The sequence below is a fragment of the Streptomyces sp. NPDC006235 genome (assembly GCF_040613735.1).
In the GTDB taxonomy this organism is placed as follows: domain Bacteria; phylum Actinomycetota; class Actinomycetes; order Streptomycetales; family Streptomycetaceae; genus Streptomyces.
In genome coordinates this window covers 30,587-47,373 of record NZ_JBEXSR010000014.1, presented here as the reverse complement: position 1 = coordinate 47,373, position 16,787 = coordinate 30,587, and the positions used below count along the sequence as shown (strand labels likewise).

Below are 16,787 nucleotides of genomic sequence, written 5' to 3'. Positions count from 1 at the left end.
CTTCACGCACGCGGGTGCGTCAGGCGTCCTTGCTCAGCTCCCAGAAGCGGAACACGGTGGACGCGTCGAGGCAGTACTCCAGTCCGTAGACACCGTCGCGGACGACCGCGTACTGCTTGGCCTGCCACACCGGCAGGACGGGCAGTTCGTCGGCGACGATGTCCTGGAGCTCACCGAACTCCTTGTCCGTGGCGGCGCGGTTGGTCAGGGCCGCGGTGCGCGGGATGAGCGAGCCGGTGATGGTGCTGTTGTCGTAGTTGTTGTTCAGCACGTTGCCCTTGCCGAAGAAGGGGGCCGTGAAGTTGTCGGCGTCGGGGTAGTCGGGCACCCAGCCCTTCACGTAGACGCCGTACTTGCCGGCGGCGATGTCCTTCTCGTACTGGCCGAAGGGGACGGACTTGACGGTGGCGTCGAACAGGCCGCTCGCGTTGAGCTGGCCGGCGATGGCGTTCAACTCCTGGTCGGTGGCGGGGCCGTAGCGGGACGGCGTCGACCAGAGGGTCAGCTTCACCTTGCCGTTGATGCCGTCGGCGCGCAGTGCCTCGGCCGCCTTGGACTTGGAGGGGCGGGCGCCGTAGGTGTCGAAGAAGGCCGTGTTGTGGCCGGCGATTCCCGCGGGGATGATCGAGTACAGCGGAGTCGCGGTGCCCTGGTAGACGTCCTTGATGAGGGCTTCGCGGTCGAGCAGGTGGGCGATGGCCTTGCGCACGCCGGGCTTTCCGGCGACCGGGTCGTCCATGTTGAACACCAGGTGCTGGACCTCGGCGCTGCTGCCCTCGACGACCTCGACGCCGGTGCCGTCGTCGGCCTTCTCCATGTCCGCGATGTCGCCGGCGGTCAGGCCGCGGTAGGCGATGTCGACCTCCCCGCCCTGGATGGCCTGCTTCAGGGCGGTCTGGTCGCCGTCGAAGAACTTGAGCGTCACGCCGGCGTTCTTCACCTCGGCGGTGCCCTTGTAGTTCTCGTTGACGGAGAAGACGGCCTGCTCGTCGTCGATCGAGTCGAGCTGGTAGGGGCCGGAGCCGACGGCCTTGCCGTCCTTGCGCAGCCCGTCCGCGTCGTACTCGCGGTGGTCGACGATGGAGCCGGCGCCCGAGGCGATCTTGCTCGGGAAGGTGGCGTCGGCCGTGTTGAGCCGGAAGACGACCGTCTTCTCGTCGGGCGTCTCGACCTTGTCCAGCGTGGGGAACATGATCGCGGGCCCGTCGGGGTCGTTGATCTTCAGCATGCGGTCGAAGGAGAACTTGACGTCCTCGGAGGTGAGCTCGTCACCGTTGCTGAACTTGAGGCCGTCCTTCAGCGTGCACTTGTAGACCGTGGTCTGCGTGTCACTGAAGGAGCAGCTCTCGGCTGCCTCCGGTTGGGGTTCCGTGGCGCCCTTGGGGAAGCTGAGCAGCGACTGGAAGACGTTGTTGAACAACAGCCAGGAGCCGGGGTCGTAGCCGGATGCCGGGTCGGTGGCCAGGACGTCGTCCGACATCCCCACCACCACGTTGGAGTCGTCCCCCGCGGAGTCTCCGGTCTCCGTGCCACAGCCGGTCAGCAGGCCGGAGGCGAGCCCCGCCACGAGGGGCAGGACCGGCCACTGGTTGCGTATGTTCACGTGTGTGCCCTGTCGTCGGTTCTCGAGAACGCCCGGAGCATGTCCCTGGCTCCGGGCACGGTTCCCCGGGGGCCGCGGTCACCGGCCCCGGGGTTCCCATGGGTCCGTCAGCCACTCACGCCCCGGCCGAGCTCCCACAACTGGAGCGTCGACGAGGAGTTGAGGGCGTACGCGGTACCCGTGATGTCGTCGCGCGCGGCGACGTACTGCTTGCCCTGCCACAGCGGCAGCACCGGCACGTCGGAGGCGACGATGTCCTGAATGTCCGTCAGGCTCGTGGAGGCGGACAGCCGGTCCGCCTCACGGCGCGACTCCGGGATCAGGGTGTTGCGGATCCGGCTGTTGTCGTACGGCGAGCCGAGGGTGTTGTCCTTGTCCAGGAACGGCGCGAGGAAGTTGTCGGCGTCCGGGAAGTCCGGGAACCAGCCCATGCCGTAGACGTCGTACTCGCCCTTCTTCTCAGCCGGGCGGAAGGTGTCCCACGGCGTGCCCTTGATGCTGACGTCGAACAGCCCGCTGGAGTTCAGCTGGTCGCGGAGGACCTGGAACTCCTGCTTGGTGGCCGGACCGTAGTGGTCGGTGGTGTAGTGCAGCGTCAGCTTCACCGGGGTGGTGACGTTGGCCTGGTTGAGCAGCAAGCGCGCCTTGGTGACGTTCGGGTCGCCGTACTTGTTGAAGAACGAGTTGGAGTGGCCGGTGACGCTGGCCGGGACGAGCGAGTACAGCGGCTCGGCCTGCGATCCGTAGACCTTGGAGATCAGCTCGCTGCGGTTGACGACCTGGGCCATCGCCTGGCGTACGGCCTTGGACTTCACGGTCGGGGCGTCGGTGTTGAAGCCCAGGTAGCGGATCTCCAGGCCGGGCATCTCGACGAGGTCGATGTCGGTGTCCGCGTCGCCCGAGAGCTTGCGGATCTGCTCGGGCGACATCGCGCGGGTCATCAGGTCGATGTCGCCCTTGTGCAACGCCGTGCCCATGGCGTCGGCGTCCTTGAAGGCGACCATCTCGGCCTTGTCGTTGTTCACCTTCAGGCTCCCCTTGTAGGAGGGGTTCCGGGTGAACCGGGCCTTGACCATCTCGTTGTTCTCGACCTCGGCCTTGAGCGTGTACGGGCCGGAGCCCTCGAGGTCGAAGCCGTCGCGCAGCTTGTTCTTCGGGTAGTCGTCGGGGTCGACGATGCCGGCGACCGGGGTCGACAGCTTGTACGGGAAGGTCGCGTCGGCGGTCTTGAGGTGGAAGATGACCTCGCGGTCGCCCTGCGTCTCGACGGTGTCGATGGTGGACAGCAGCGCGAACACGCCGCTGTCGGCCTTGAGGGAACGGGCGCGGTCGATGGAGTACTTGACGTCGGCCGCGGTGACGGGGTCGCCGTTCGCGAACTTCAGGCCATCGCGCAGGGTGCAGGCGTAGCGCTCGTTGCCGGTGTCGGTGAAGCCGCACCGCTCGGCGGCCTCGGGTACCGGCTCGCCCTCGCCGCGCGGCTGGATCATCAGGGTCTGCACGGTCTGGCGCAGGATGTTCCAGGTGCCGACGTCGTAGGCGTACGCCGGGTCGAGGGGTGCGGGGGCGTCCTTCGAGGCCGTGAACCGGTCCGTGGTGCCGACGACGATCGCGTCGCCGTTGTCGCTCCCGCTGTCGGTCCCGCCGCAGGCGGCGAGCACCGGCGCGAGCAGGCCGATCACGGCCGGCAGCACCAAAGTCTTGCGGTTCATGCTCGAGTTTCTCCAGAGCTGTCGACTCCGTGTACCCGGCATGCAGGGGTGGCGCAGCGGATCACGGGGGTGGGGCGATGTTCTCGCGTCGAGATTAGTCGCGGTCTGCAGGAGGGTTCGCCGCCACCGGAGTTGAGCACCCATCACGCTGCGGAACCGGGCGTGGACGCACCGAAAACCCGACAGCGGAAGCTTTGGTGCAGCGTTCCATCAATCGGGACACAAGGGCACGCCGACAGCCCTCTTGAGGGGGTGCGCAGCACGCGCCGGACCTGCTGTCGACCCCGGCCCGCGTGGGGAACGTCACACTCGTAAACGGGTGCGAGAGTACGGGAATTCGATCCTCCGGGGAGTTCGAATTCACCTTCGGAATTACCGTCCTAACGCCGCTGCACGCTGGGTGAACAGCTAGCGCATTTCCGTCATCAGGCCGTGCAGAAATGTCAGGTCGACCTCTTCGAGAGAGGTGACGACCGTGCGCCTGAGGGCCGGGGCGATGGGGGCCACGGAGGGCACCGCCACGACCTGGCAGCCCGCGGCCTCGGCGGCGGCGACTCCGGTCGCGGTGTCCTCGATGACGGCGCACCGGGCGGGGTCGGCGCCGAGGCCGGCGGCGGCCGCCAGGTACGGGTCGGGGTGGGGCTTGGTGCGCGGCACCTCGTCACCGGCCACCGTCAGGGCGAAGTGGTGCGCGCCCAGGGAGGTCAGCACCCGGTCGATGATGCGCCGGTGCGAGGCGGAGACGAGGGCCGTGGGGATCTCGTACTCGTACAGTTCGGCCAGCAGCCGGCCGGCGCCGGGCATCAGCGGCAGGGCGCGGCCGATGCGCTCCTCGAAGCCGTCGTTCAGGAGCACGGTGAGCTCGTCGAGGGTGATGTCGGCGCCGGTGGCCTCGATCAGGAACCCGGCGCTGCGGGTCATGGGGCCGCCGACCACTACGTGGCGCCAGGACTCGTCGAGCACGTGGCCGAGGGAGGCGAAGACCTCGACCTCGACGTCCCACCAGAAGCCCTCCGTGTCCACCAGGGTGCCGTCCATGTCGAGCAGCACGGCTTGCAGAGCTGAACCTTCGGCCGTAAGGGTGCCGAGCGCGCGGACCGTACTGGTCATCCACGTACCTCCTTGAGGGACATTCAGGCCGGTTCCCAGGAGGGAACCGGCCTGCGGTGGACCGACCAGTCTACGTCGTGCGCGGACGAAACGCTTCTTTTGGCCCGGGCGCCCGGGAGGGGCTCAGCGGGCGTTGAAGTACTTCGCCTCCGGGTGGTGGATCACGATGGCGTCCGTGGACTGCTCGGGGTGCAGCTGGAACTCCTCGGACAGGTGGACGCCGATGCGCTCCGGCTGGAGCAGGTCGGCGATCTTCGCGCGGTCCTCCAGGTTGGGGCAGGCGCCGTAGCCGAGGGAGAAGCGGGCGCCCCGGTACTTCAGCTCGAACATGCCCTGCATCTCGTCCGGGTCCTCGCCGGCGAAGCCGAGTTCCGAGCGCACGCGCGCGTGCCAGTACTCGGCGAGCGCCTCGGCCAGCTGCACGGACAGGCCGTGCAGCTCGAGGTAGTCGCGGTAGGCGTTGGCCTCGAAGAGCCGCGCGGTCTCCTCGCCGATGCGCGAGCCGACGGTGACGACCTGGAGGCCGACGACGTCGGTCTCGCCGGACTCCTCCGGGCGGAAGAAGTCGGCCAGGCACAGGCGCCGGCCGCGGCGCTGGCGCGGGAAGGTGAAGCGGGTGCGCTCGTTGCCCTGCTCGTCCAGGATGATCAGGTCGTCGTCCTTGGAGACGCACGGGAAGTAGCCGTAGACCACGGCCGCCTCCAGCAGGTTCTCCGTCTGGAGCTTGTCCAGCAGCCCGCGCAGCCGGGGCCGGCCCTCGCTCTCGACGAGTTCCTCGTACGACGGGCCCTCGCCGGTGCGGGCCTGCTTCAGGCCCCACTGGCCCTTGAAGAGGGCGCCCTCGTCGAGCCAGCTCGCGTACTCCTTGAGCTGGATGCCCTTGATCACGCGGGTGCCGCGGAAGGGCGGCTCGGGGACCGGGTTGTCGGTGGCGACGTCGGAGCGGACGTGCCCCTCCTCGGGGCGCTCCTCCACGGCGGCCGGGGCGGCGGCCCGGACCCGGCGCTGCTTCAGCTCGGGCAGCTTCGCACCGGGCACGCCCCGCTTGACGCCGATCAGGGCGTCCATCAGGCGCAGGCCCTCGAAGGCGTCGCGGGCGTAGCGGACCTCGCCCTCGTAGATCTCGTGCAGGTCCTGCTCGACGTAGGCGCGGGTGAGGGCGGCGCCGCCGAGGATCACCGGGAAGCGGGCGGCGAGGCCGCGGGTGTTGAGCTCCTCCAGGTTCTCCTTCATGATCACCGTCGACTTGACCAGGAGACCGGACATGCCGATGACGTCGGCCTTGTGCTCCTCGGCGGCGTCCAGGATCGCCGAGACCGGCTGCTTGATGCCCAGGTTGACGACGTTGTAGCCGTTGTTGGTCAGGATGATGTCGACGAGGTTCTTGCCGATGTCGTGCACGTCGCCGCGCACGGTGGCCAGCACGATGGTGCCCTTGCCGGCCTCGTCGGTCTTCTCCATGTGCGGTTCGAGGTGGGCGACGGCCGTCTTCATCACCTCGGCCGACTGCAGGACGAACGGCAGCTGCATCTGGCCGGAGCCGAACAGCTCACCGACGACCTTCATGCCCTCCAGCAGCGTCTCGTTGACGATGTCCAGGGCCGGGCGGGACTGCAGGGCCTCGTCGAGGTCGGCCTCCAGGCCGTTCTTCTCGCCGTCGATGATGCGCCGCTTCAGGCGCTCGTCCAGCGGCAGGGCGGCCAGTTCCTCGGCCTTGCCGGCCTTGAGGGACTTGGCGGTGGCGCCCTCGAACAGCTGCATCAGCTTCTGCAGCGGGTCGTAGCCCTCGGCGCGGCGGTCGTAGATGAGGTCCAGAGCCGTCTGGACCTCTTCCTCGCTGAAGCGGGCGATCGGCAGGATCTTGCTCGCGTGCACGATCGCCGAGTCCAGGCCCGCCTTGACGCACTCGTCGAGGAAGACGGAGTTCAGCAGGATGCGGGCGGCCGGGTTGAGGCCGAAGGAGATGTTGGACAGGCCGAGCGTGGTCTGCACCTTCGGGTGGCGCCGCTTCAGCTCGCGGATGCCCTCGATGGTGGCGATGCCGTCCTTGCGGGACTCCTCCTGGCCGGTGCAGATGGTGAAGGTCAGGCAGTCGACGAGGATGTCCTCCTCGTGGATGCCCCAGTTGCCCGTCAGGTCGTCGATGAGCCGCTCGGCGATCTCGACCTTCTTCTCGGCGGTGCGGGCCTGGCCCTCCTCGTCGATGGTCAGCGCGATCAGCGCGGCTCCGTGCTCCCTGGCCAGCTGGGTGACCTTGGCGAAGCGGGACTCGGGGCCCGCGCCGTCCTCGTAGTTCACCGAGTTGATCACCGCGCGGCCGCCGAGCTTCTCCAGCCCGGCCCGGATCACCTCCACCTCGGTGGAGTCCAGCACGATCGGCAGCGTCGAGGCGGTGGCGAAGCGGCCGGCCAGTTCCTCCATGTCGGCGACGCCGTCGCGGCCGACGTAGTCCACGCACAGGTCGAGCATGTGCGCGCCCTCGCGGATCTGCTCGCGGGCCATCTCCACGCAGTCGTCCCAGCGGCCGTCCAGCATGGCCTCGCGGAACTTCTTCGAGCCGTTGGCGTTGGTGCGCTCGCCGATGGCCAGGTAGGAGGTGTCCTGGCGGAACGGCACCGACTGGTACAGCGACGCCGCGCCCGGCTCGGGCTGGGGGCTGCGCTCGCTCGGGGTGACGTCCCGGACGCGCTCCACCAGCTGGCGCAGGTGCTCCGGCGTGGTGCCGCAGCAGCCGCCGACCAGGGACAGGCCGTAGTCCCGGACGAAGTTCTGCTGGGCGTCGGCCAGGCCCTCGGGGTCGAGCGGGAAGTGGGCGCCGTCCTTGGTGAGGATCGGCAGGCCGGCGTTCGGCATGCACAGCAGCGGGATGCGCGAGTGGCGCGTCAGATAGCGCAGGTGCTCGCTCATCTCGGCCGGGCCGGTGGAGCAGTTCAGGCCGATCATGTCGATGCCGAGCGGCTCCAGCGCGGTCAGCGCCGCGCCGATCTCCGAGCCGAGCAGCATGGTGCCGGTGGTCTCGAAGGCCATCGAGCACAGCAGGGGCACCTCGACGCCGGTGGCCTCCATGGCCCGGCGGGCGCCGAGAATGGAGGCCTTCGTCTGGAGCAGGTCCTGCGTGGTCTCCACGAGCAGCGCGTCGGCGCCGCCGGCGAGCAGGCCCTCGGCGTTGGCCTGGTAGCCGTCGCGGATGGTGCCGTAGGTGACGTGGCCGAGCGTGGGCAGCTTGGTGCCGGGGCCGATCGAGCCGAGCACCCAGCGCGGCCGGCCGTCCCGGGCGGCGTACTCGTCGGCCGCCTCGCGGGCGATCCGGGCACCCGCCTCGGACAGTTCGTGCACACGGTCGGAGATCTCGTACTCCGCCGCGGCCGTGTGGTTGGCGCCGAAGGTGTTGGTCTCGACGCAGTCGACGCCGACCGCGAAGTACGCGTCGTGGACGGAACGGACGATGTCCGGCCGGGTCACGTTGAGGATCTCGTTACAGCCTTCGAGATTCTCGAAGTCCTCGAGCGTCGGGTCCTGCGCCTGGAGCATGGTGCCCATGGCCCCGTCGGCCACGACCACACGGCTGGCCAGGGCCTCTCGGAGGGCGGACACGCGGGTCCGGCTGTCGGAAGGGGTCGGTGGCAACGAGGCCATGTAAAGGGCTCCCTCGAATGCGACGGCTGTCGGCTATGCGGCTTCCCGGACACACGGGGGGCATCCGGGGGAACGGCGCACGGCGCCAGCGTAACCGGGTGCGGGCCGCTATGGGCAGGGCGTCCACGGGACGGACGCGAATGGCGCCTCTGATCGCCCTTGTGGCACTGATGCCCCTGATGTGCCACCCGCCGACGCAACAAATGGTGACCGCCATTAGCGAGAGGTCGGCATCGACCGGTAGTGTTCGGCATTGCCGAACAAAGGCTGCGGGCGCCGCTGGTCGGCGGTCGAAGGGGACGGAGGCAGTACGGCGATGGCACGGAACATCCAGTCGCTCGAACGGGCGGCCGCGATGCTGCGGCTGCTCGCGGGCGGCGAGCGGCGGCTCGGCCTGTCGGACATCGCCTCGTCGCTGGGCCTGGCCAAAGGCACCGCTCACGGCATCCTGCGCACCCTCCAGCAGGAGGGCTTCGTGGAGCAGGACGACACCTCGGGGCGCTACCAGCTCGGCGCGGAGCTGCTGCGCCTGGGCACCACCTACCTCGACGTGCACGAGCTGCGGGCGCGCGCCCTGGTGTGGACCGACGACCTGGCCCGCTCCAGCGGCGAGAGCGTCTACCTGGGCGTGCTGCACCAGCAGGGCGTGCTGATCGTGCACCACGTGTTCCGGCCCGACGACAGCCGCCAGGTCCTGGAGATCGGGGCCATGCAGCCGCTGCACTCCACGGCTCTGGGCAAGGTGCTCTCCGCCTACGACCCGGTGGCGCACAGCGAGGCCCTGGAGGCCGACCGCAAGGCGTTCACGGACCGGACCGTGTGCGAGCCGGAGGACTTCGAGCACATCCTCGACGTCACCCGCGCGCGCGGTTACGCGGCGGACGTCGAGGAGACCTGGGAGGGCGTCGCCTCCCTGGCCGCGCCCATCCACGACCGGCGGCGCATGCCGGTCGGCGCGGTCGGCATCACGGGCGCCGTGGAGCGGCTGTGCCGGCCCGACGAAGAGCGAGCGCTGCGCCCCGAGCTGATCGCGGCGGTCCGGGACTGCGCCCGCGCGGTCTCACGGGATCTGGGTGCCGGGCGCTTCTGACAGGGACACGGAAGGACCGGGACGCCACGGGGCGTTCCGGTCCTCGGCATGCCCGCGCACGGGCCGCCGGCGAACCGCGCTGGAGATCCACGAGGCCGCGGCGATCAGTAACGATCGTGTTTTCGACAACACAGCCCTTGACGTGCTCGTAACGCCGAAGCAAGACTCCCGTCCATCGGTCGACATTGTCGAACAGCTACCGGCAATACGCGCTAGAGTGTGACAACGCCAGGCCGGTACAGAACTTCACCCCTGGACGAAGGACAAAGGAGTCGCGGGTGTCCAGCTCCGACATCTTCATCGGCGAGACCATCGGTACCGCCATACTCATCCTCCTCGGCGGCGGAGTCTGCGCCGCCGTCACGCTGAAGGCCTCCAAGGCCCGTAACGCCGGCTGGCTCGCCATCACCTTCGGGTGGGGCTTCGCGGTGCTCACGGCGGTCTACACGTCGGCGCCGCTGTCCGGCGCCCATCTGAACCCCGCCGTGACCCTCGCGATCGCGATCAAGGACGGCGACTGGAAGAACGTCCCGGTCTACTGGGCCGGACAGATCCTGGGCGCCATGATCGGTGCCGCCCTGGTCTGGATCGCCTACTACGGCCAGTTCCAAGCCCACCTCACCGACCGCGAGATCGTCGGCGGTCCGGGCGCGCAGGACACGGCCAAGGCCGTCGAGGCCCAGGAGAAGGCCGCCGGCCCCGTGCTGGGCATCTTCTCCACCGGGCCCGAGGTCCGGGTCGCCTGGCAGAACGTCGCCACGGAGATCATCGGCACCGTCGTGCTGGTGCTCGCCGTGCTCACGCAGGGCCTGAACGACAAGGGCAACGGCCTGGGCACGCTGGGCGCGCTGATCACCGCGCTCGTGGTGGTGTCCATCGGCCTGTCCCTCGGCGGCCCGACGGGCTACGCGATCAACCCGGCGCGTGACCTCGGTCCGCGCATCGTGCACGCCCTGCTGCCCCTGCCCAACAAGGGCGGCTCCGACTGGGGCTACGCCTGGGTCCCGGTGGTCGGTCCGCTGATCGGCGGCGCCATCGCGGCAGGCATCTACAACGTCGCATTCGCTTAGGAAGCAATCCTCGCGCCCGTCGCGAAACTTCCAGCACGCGCCGTACGTAAAGCCCCTTAAACCCGGAATTATCAGGAGCACACAGTGACCGACGCGCACACCGCCGGCCCCTTCATCGCCGCCATCGACCAGGGCACCACCTCGTCCCGCTGCATCGTCTTCGACCGTGACGGCCGGATCGTGTCCGTCGACCAGAAGGAACACGAGCAGATCTTCCCGAAGCCGGGCTGGGTCGAGCACAACGCCACCGAGATCTGGACGAACGTCCAGGAGGTCGTCGCCGGGGCCATCGAGAAGGCCGGCATCACCCGCGACGACATCAAGGCCATCGGCATCACCAACCAGCGCGAGACGACCGTGCTGTGGGACAAGAACACCGGTGAGCCCGTCCACAACGCCATCGTCTGGCAGGACACCCGCACCGACGCCCTCTGCCGCGAGCTCGGGCGCAACGTGGGCCAGGACCGCTTCCGCCGCGAGACGGGTCTCCCCCTCGCCTCCTACTTCGCCGGTCCGAAGGCCCGCTGGCTGCTCGACAACGTCGACGGGCTGAAGGAGCGCGCCGAGGCGGGCGACATCCTCTTCGGCACCATGGACAGCTGGGTCATCTGGAACCTGACCGGCGGTACCGACGGCGGCAAGCACGTCACGGACGTCACCAACGCGTCCCGCACGATGCTGATGAACCTCCACACCATGGAGTGGGACGACAAGATCTGCGAGTCGATCGGCGTCCCGAAGCAGATCCTGCCCGAGATCCGCTCCTCCGCCGAGGTCTACGGCGAGATCACCGGCGGCAAGCTCGGCGACCTGCTCGGCGGCATCCCCGTCGCCTCCGCGCTCGGCGACCAGCAGGCGGCCCTGTTCGGCCAGACCTGTTTCGCCGAGGGCGAGACCAAGTCGACGTACGGCACCGGCACCTTCATGGTGATGAACACCGGCGACAAGATCATCAACTCGTACAGCGGGCTGCTGACCACCGTCGGCTACAAGATCGGCGACCAGGACACGGTCTACGCCCTGGAGGGCTCGATCGCCGTCACCGGCTCGCTGGTGCAGTGGATGCGCGACCAGATGGGCCTGATCTCCACGGCCGCCGAGATCGAGACCCTCGCGCTGTCGGTCGAGGACAACGGCGGTGCCTACTTCGTGCCGGCCTTCTCCGGCCTGTTCGCCCCGTACTGGCGCTCCGACGCCCGCGGCGTGATCGCCGGCCTGACCCGGTACGTCACCAAGGCGCACCTGGCCCGTGCCGTCCTGGAGGCCACCGCCTGGCAGACCCGCGAGATCGCCGACGCCATGACGAAGGACTCCGGCGTCGAGCTGGCCGCCCTGAAGGTCGACGGCGGCATGACCTCCAACAACCTGCTGATGCAGACCCTCGCCGACTTCGTGGACGCCCCCGTGGTGCGCCCGATGGTCGCCGAGACCACCTGCCTCGGCGCCGCCTACGCCGCCGGCCTCGCCGTCGGCTTCTGGAACAGCACCGACGACCTGCGCGCCAACTGGCGCCGGGCCGCCGAGTGGACCCCCCGCATGGACGCGGACACCCGCGCCCGTGAGTACAAGAACTGGCTCAAGGCCGTCGAGCGGACCATGGGCTGGCTCGAGGACGAGGAGTAAGAAACAGCATGACCACTCAGTCCACCCTGAAGTCCGTGCCTGCCCTGGGGACGCGCCCGTCCTCCGGCTCGAACCCGAGCCGAGCCGAGACCAGGGAGCAGCTCGCCAAGGCGTCGTACGACCTTCTCGTGATCGGCGGCGGCATTCTGGGCATCTCCACCGCCTGGCACGCCGCGCAGTCCGGCCTCAGGGTGGCTCTGGTCGACGCCGGCGACTTCGCCGGTGCCACGTCCTCCGCCTCCTCCAAGCTGCTCCACGGCGGTCTGCGCTACCTGCAGACCGGCGCGGTGAAGCTGGTGGCGGAGAACCACTTCGAGCGCCGTGCGGTCTCCCGGCAGGTGGCTCCCCACCTGGCGAACCCGCTCACGTTCTACCTCCCCGTCTACAAGGGCGGGCCGCACGGCGCGGCGAAGCTCGGGGCGGGCGTCTTCGCCTACTCCGCGCTGTCGGCCTTCGGTGACGGCGTCGGGCACCTGCTCTCGCCGGCCAAGGCCGCGCAGGACGTGCCCGAGCTGCGCACCGAGAACCTCAAGGCCGTGGCCGTGTACGGCGACGACCAGATGAACGACGCGCGCATGGCGCTGATGACGGTCCGCGGCGCTGTCGAGGCGGGCGCGGTCGTCCTCAACCACGCCGAGGTGACGGGCCTGCGCTTCACCCAGGGCCGTGTCACCGGCGCTGAGCTCAGGGACCGTCTCTCCGGCGACGAGTTCGGCGTCAACGCCCGGCTGGTGCTGAACGCGACCGGCCCGTGGGTCGACCACCTGCGGAAGATGGAGGACCCGAACGCGGCGCCCTCCATCCGCCTGTCGAAGGGCGCGCACCTGGTCCTGAAGCGGACCTCCCCGTGGAAGGCCGCGCTCGCCACCCCGATCGACAAGTACCGCATCACCTTCGCCCTCCCCTGGGAGGACATGCTGCTGCTGGGCACCACCGACGAGGAGTTCGAGGGCGACCCGGCGGATGTCTCGGTCACCGAGAAGGACATATCCCAGATCCTCGACGAGGCCGCCTTCTCGGTCCGCGACCAGCAGCTGAGCCGTGACCTCATCACGTACGCCTTCGCCGGTCTGCGCGTGCTGCCGGGCGGCCCCGGCGACACGGCGAAGGCCAAGCGCGAGACGGTGGTGACCGAGGGCAAGGGCGGCATGCTGTCCGTCGCGGGCGGCAAGTGGACCACGTTCCGGCACATCGGCCGCACGATCATGCAGAAGCTGGAGTCGCTGCCGGGCCACCCGCTGGGCGACGACTTCGAGCCGATCAGCTCGCTGCCGAAGAAGCTGCCGCTGCCCGGCATCGCCAACCCACGCGCGGTCGCCCACCGGCTGCTGACCGACCGCCCGGCGCCCGGCCCGCGCATGGCGGCCGACACCGCCAGGCACCTGGCCACCCACTACGGCTCGCTGGCCTTCGACATCGCCCGTCTGGCCAACGAGAGCCCCGAGCTCGCCGAGCGCGTCCACCCGGACGCCCCGGAGATCTGGGCGCAGGTCGTGTGGGCCCGGGACCACGAGTGGGCCGAGACGCAGGACGACGTGCTGCGCCGCCGCACGACGCTGACGATCCGCGGCCTGGCCACGGACGACGTCCGCGCCAAGGTCCAGGACCTGCTCGACAAGAAGTAGGTACGGCCCGGGAGGGGCCCCGCCACGGGGACCGAGGGGGCTCCCGTTGCCGGAAGGGGCGGCTCCACGCCGACGGAGCCGCCCCTTCCGCGTTCCCGACGCCGTTCGGGACCCCCATAATGACCTGATACGTCGGAGGTCTTGAGCGACAGGGAGGCCGGCCATGGCAGTCACCGACGAGGCGATCGAGAAGATCAAGGGCATGATCGTCTCCGGCGCGTTGCGCCCGGGCGACCGGCTGCCCAAGGAGAGCGAACTCGCCGCCGACCTCGGCCTGTCCCGCAACTCCCTGCGGGAGGCCGTGCGCGCGCTGTCCCTCATCCGGATCCTGGACGTCCGGCAGGGCGACGGCACGTACGTCACCAGCCTCGATCCGCAGCTGCTGCTGGAGGCCCTGAGCTTCGTCGTGGACTTCCACCGCGACGACACGGTCCTGGAGTTCCTGGCCGTGCGCCGCATCCTGGAGCCGGCGGCGACGGCGATGGCGGCCCTGCGGATCAGCGAACAGCAACTCGACGCGCTCACGGCCCAGCTGGACAAGCTCGGTGACGACCCGTCCGTGGAGGACCTCGTCGCCTGCGACCTGGAGTTCCACCGGGGCATCGTGCACAGCTCGGGCAACTCCGTGCTGTGCTCGCTGCTCGACGGGCTGTCGGGTCCCACCACCCGGGCCCGGATCTGGCGCGGCCTCACCCAGGAGGACGCGGTCGGCCGCACGCTGCGCGAGCACCGGGCGATCCTCGCGGCCCTGCGGGACCGGGACGCCGAGGCGGCGCGCTCGTGGGCGACGGTGCACATCGCGAGCGTGGAGCAGTGGCTGCGCTCCACGCTGTGACCAGGGACTCACGCACAGCTCGGATGAATCCGGGGTGTTCCGCGGTGGATCGCGGGGCAGTGATGGGGTCACTCCCCCTGCAAGGGGGCTGCGGGCGCCCCCTTGGCACGCCGTAAGGTTGGGGGGTACGCGAGGGCACGTCGGAAGGAGGCGCTGGGTGATCGAGCTCGAGGGGGTTCCCGAGCTGATCGACCCGGTCATGGTGGCCGCGTTCGAGGGCTGGAACGATGCCGGCGACGCCGCCTCCACCGCGGTCGCGCATCTGGACAGGGAGTGGAAGGGCGAGGTCTTCGCGGCGCTGGACGCCGAGGACTACTACGACTTCCAGGTCAACCGGCCCACGGTGTTCATGGAAGCCGGCGTCCGCAAGATCACCTGGCCGACGACAAGACTGTCGGTGGTCCGGGTCGGCGGGGACAAGCCACGCGATCTCGTCCTGGTCCGGGGTATCGAACCGTCCATGCGATGGCGGTCGTTCTGCAACGAACTGCTCGGCTTCGCACACGAACTCGGCGTGGAACTGGTGGTCGTCCTGGGCGCCCTGCTCGGTGACACCCCGCACACCCGTCCGGTTCCGATCAGCGGGACGACGTCCGACCCTGACCTGGCCCGCCGCATGGACCTGGAGGAGACCAAGTACGAGGGGCCCACGGGCATCGTCGGCGTCCTGCAGGAGGCGTGCACGCACGCGGGCGTGCCGGCCGTCTCGCTGTGGGCGGCGGTGCCGCACTACGTGTCGCAGCCGCCGAACCCGAAGGCCACGCTGGCCCTGCTGAACCGGCTGGAGGACCTGATCGACGTGCGCATCCCGCTGGGCGAGCTGCCCGAGGACGCGCGCGCCTGGCAGGTCGGCGTGGACCAGCTGGCCGCCGAGGACAGCGAGGTCGCCGAGTACGTCCAGTCGCTGGAGGAGGCCCGGGACACCGCCGAGCTGCCGGAGGCGTCCGGCGAGGCGATCGCCCGCGAGTTCGAGCGCTATCTGCGGCGCCGGGACGGGGGCGGACCGACCGCCTCCGGCGGGCACGCCACGGCCGACGGCAGCGACAGCACGTCGTACCTGCGGGACAACCCCAGCGGCCGTACGCGGCCTCCGAAGCCGCCCAAGCCGGGCACGGACGACGAGGAGTCGTCGGAGGACTGAGCGGTCCCGAGCGGCAGCAGAAGGGGCGCCTCCCGGCCGGGAGGCGCCCCTTCGCGTGCTGTACGGCTGCAGTGCTGTACGGCTACAGCGCGACGCCCAGCAGCGCGTCCACCGCCCGGGAGACGACCCCGGGGGCGCCCTCGTCCGTGCCGCCGCTGCGCTCCTGGAGCGCGGCCCAGCGGTCGACCGCGGTGAGCGCGGCCGGGGCGTCCAGGTCGTTGGCGAGTGCCTCGCGGATCTCCGCCACGAGCGCCTCCGCCGGCGGTCCGTCGGGCCGGGACACGGCGGCCCGCCAGCGGCCGAGCCGTGCCACGGCGTCCTCGAGGACCTGGTCGGTCCACTCCCAGTCGGCGCGGTAGTGGTGGGCGAGCAGCGCGAGCCGGATGGCGGCCGGGTCGATGCCGTCGCGGCGGAGCGTGGAGACGAAGACCAGGTTGCCCTTGGACTTGGACATCTTCTCGCCGTCGAGGGCGACCATGCCGGCGTGCACGTACGCCTTGGCCATGGGGAATTCGCCGGTGAGGGCCTGGGCGTGCGAGGCGCCCATCTCGTGGTGCGGGAAGGCCAGGTCGGAGCCGCCGCCCTGGATGTCGAAGCCCATGCCGAGGTGGTCGAGGGCGATGGCCACGCACTCGATGTGCCAGCCGGGGCGTCCACGCCCGAGCGATCCGCCGTCCCAGCTGGGCTCGCCCTCCCGGGCCGCCATCCACAGCATCGGGTCGAGCGGGTTCTTCTTGCCCGGCCGGTCCGGGTCGCCGCCGCGCTCGGCGGACAGCAGCCGCATCGCCGCGGCGTCCAGCCCGGAGACCTTGCCGAAGTGCGGGTCGGACTCGACGGAGAAGTAGACGTCGCCCTCGAGTTCGTACGCCGCACCCATGTCCCGCAGCCGCTCGACGAGCGGGACGATCCCGGGTATCGCCTCGACGGCGCCTATGTACTGCCGCGGCGGGAGCATCCGCAGGGCCGTCATGTCCTCGCGGAAGAGGGCCGTCTCCTGCTCGGCGAGCCCGGCCCAGTCGATGCCGTCGCGCTGCGCCCGCTCCAGGAGCGGGTCGTCGACGTCGGTGACGTTCTGGACGTAGTGAACCTGCCGCTTGGTGTCGAGCCACACGCGCTGCACGAGGTCGAACGCGTTGTAGGTCGCCGCGTGTCCTATGTGGGTGGCGTCGTACGGGGTGATGCCACAGACGTAGATACGGGCGACGGGACCGGGGTCGAGGGTGACCAGACCACCGGTCGCGGTGTCGTGGATCCTCAGGTCGCGGCCCTGACCAGGCAGGGCGGGGACCTCGGAAGCGGGCCAGGCATGCATGCCTTGAGCCTAACCGGACTGAAGTTCCAT

The 16,787-nt window shown here is 69.9% G+C and carries 11 protein-coding genes; 6 read left to right on the top strand and 5 right to left on the bottom strand.

Going from position 1 to position 16,787, the window contains the following annotated elements:
* Window positions 1-19 precede the first annotated feature (19 nt).
* The 4 genes from ABZ192_RS18515 to metH form a co-directional block, all read right to left on the bottom strand.
* Window positions 20-1,603, bottom strand: coding sequence for an ABC transporter substrate-binding protein (locus tag ABZ192_RS18515; protein ID WP_356925536.1), 1,584 nt, complete (start codon window positions 1,601-1,603; stop codon window positions 20-22).
* Window positions 1,604-1,710: 107 nt separating this feature from the next.
* Entirely contained in the window at window positions 1,711-3,315 is a 1,605-nt protein-coding gene (locus ABZ192_RS18510; RefSeq protein WP_356925535.1) for an ABC transporter substrate-binding protein, read from the bottom strand.
* 408 nt (window positions 3,316-3,723) lie between these two features.
* Window positions 3,724-4,425: an HAD family phosphatase gene (locus tag ABZ192_RS18505; RefSeq protein ID WP_356925534.1), complete on the bottom strand. Its 702-nt coding sequence runs from the start codon at window positions 4,423-4,425 to the stop codon at window positions 3,724-3,726.
* 123 nt (window positions 4,426-4,548) lie between these two features.
* The gene (gene metH / locus ABZ192_RS18500) at window positions 4,549-8,061 is read right to left on the bottom strand and encodes a methionine synthase (protein ID WP_356925533.1); all 3,513 of its coding nucleotides are present in this window, start codon (window positions 8,059-8,061) and stop codon (window positions 4,549-4,551) included.
* Window positions 8,062-8,377: 316 nt separating this feature from the next.
* Here metH and ABZ192_RS18495 point away from each other — a divergent pair, with 316 nt between their 5' ends.
* The 6 genes from ABZ192_RS18495 (at window position 8,378) to ABZ192_RS18470 (ending at window position 15,445) form a co-directional block, all read left to right on the top strand.
* On the top strand, window positions 8,378-9,151 hold the full coding sequence (locus tag ABZ192_RS18495; protein ID WP_020276830.1) for an IclR family transcriptional regulator: 774 nt from the start codon (window positions 8,378-8,380) through the stop codon (window positions 9,149-9,151).
* 278 nt (window positions 9,152-9,429) lie between these two features.
* Entirely contained in the window at window positions 9,430-10,221 is a 792-nt protein-coding gene (locus tag ABZ192_RS18490; protein ID WP_356925532.1) for an MIP/aquaporin family protein, read from the top strand.
* An 84-nt stretch (window positions 10,222-10,305) separates the two neighbouring features.
* Complete coding sequence (gene glpK, locus ABZ192_RS18485; protein ID WP_193504432.1) at window positions 10,306-11,844, top strand: glycerol kinase GlpK; 1,539 nt, start codon at window positions 10,306-10,308, stop codon at window positions 11,842-11,844.
* Window positions 11,845-11,852: 8 nt separating this feature from the next.
* Window positions 11,853-13,469 (top strand): glycerol-3-phosphate dehydrogenase/oxidase, encoded by a 1,617-nt coding sequence (locus tag ABZ192_RS18480; protein WP_356925531.1) that lies wholly within the window; start codon window positions 11,853-11,855, stop codon window positions 13,467-13,469.
* 163 nt (window positions 13,470-13,632) lie between these two features.
* The gene (locus ABZ192_RS18475; protein WP_356925530.1) at window positions 13,633-14,304 is read left to right on the top strand and encodes a FadR/GntR family transcriptional regulator; all 672 of its coding nucleotides are present in this window, start codon (window positions 13,633-13,635) and stop codon (window positions 14,302-14,304) included.
* 157 nt (window positions 14,305-14,461) lie between these two features.
* A complete protein-coding gene (locus ABZ192_RS18470; protein WP_020276825.1) occupies window positions 14,462-15,445 on the top strand; it encodes a PAC2 family protein in 984 nt (327 codons plus the stop codon).
* 82 nt (window positions 15,446-15,527) lie between these two features.
* On the opposite strand, the gene mshC is transcribed toward ABZ192_RS18470, so the two are convergent.
* Window positions 15,528-16,757, bottom strand: coding sequence for a cysteine--1-D-myo-inosityl 2-amino-2-deoxy-alpha-D-glucopyranoside ligase (gene mshC / locus ABZ192_RS18465; RefSeq protein ID WP_356925529.1), 1,230 nt, complete (start codon window positions 16,755-16,757; stop codon window positions 15,528-15,530).
* Between the last annotated feature and the right edge of the window lie 30 nt (window positions 16,758-16,787).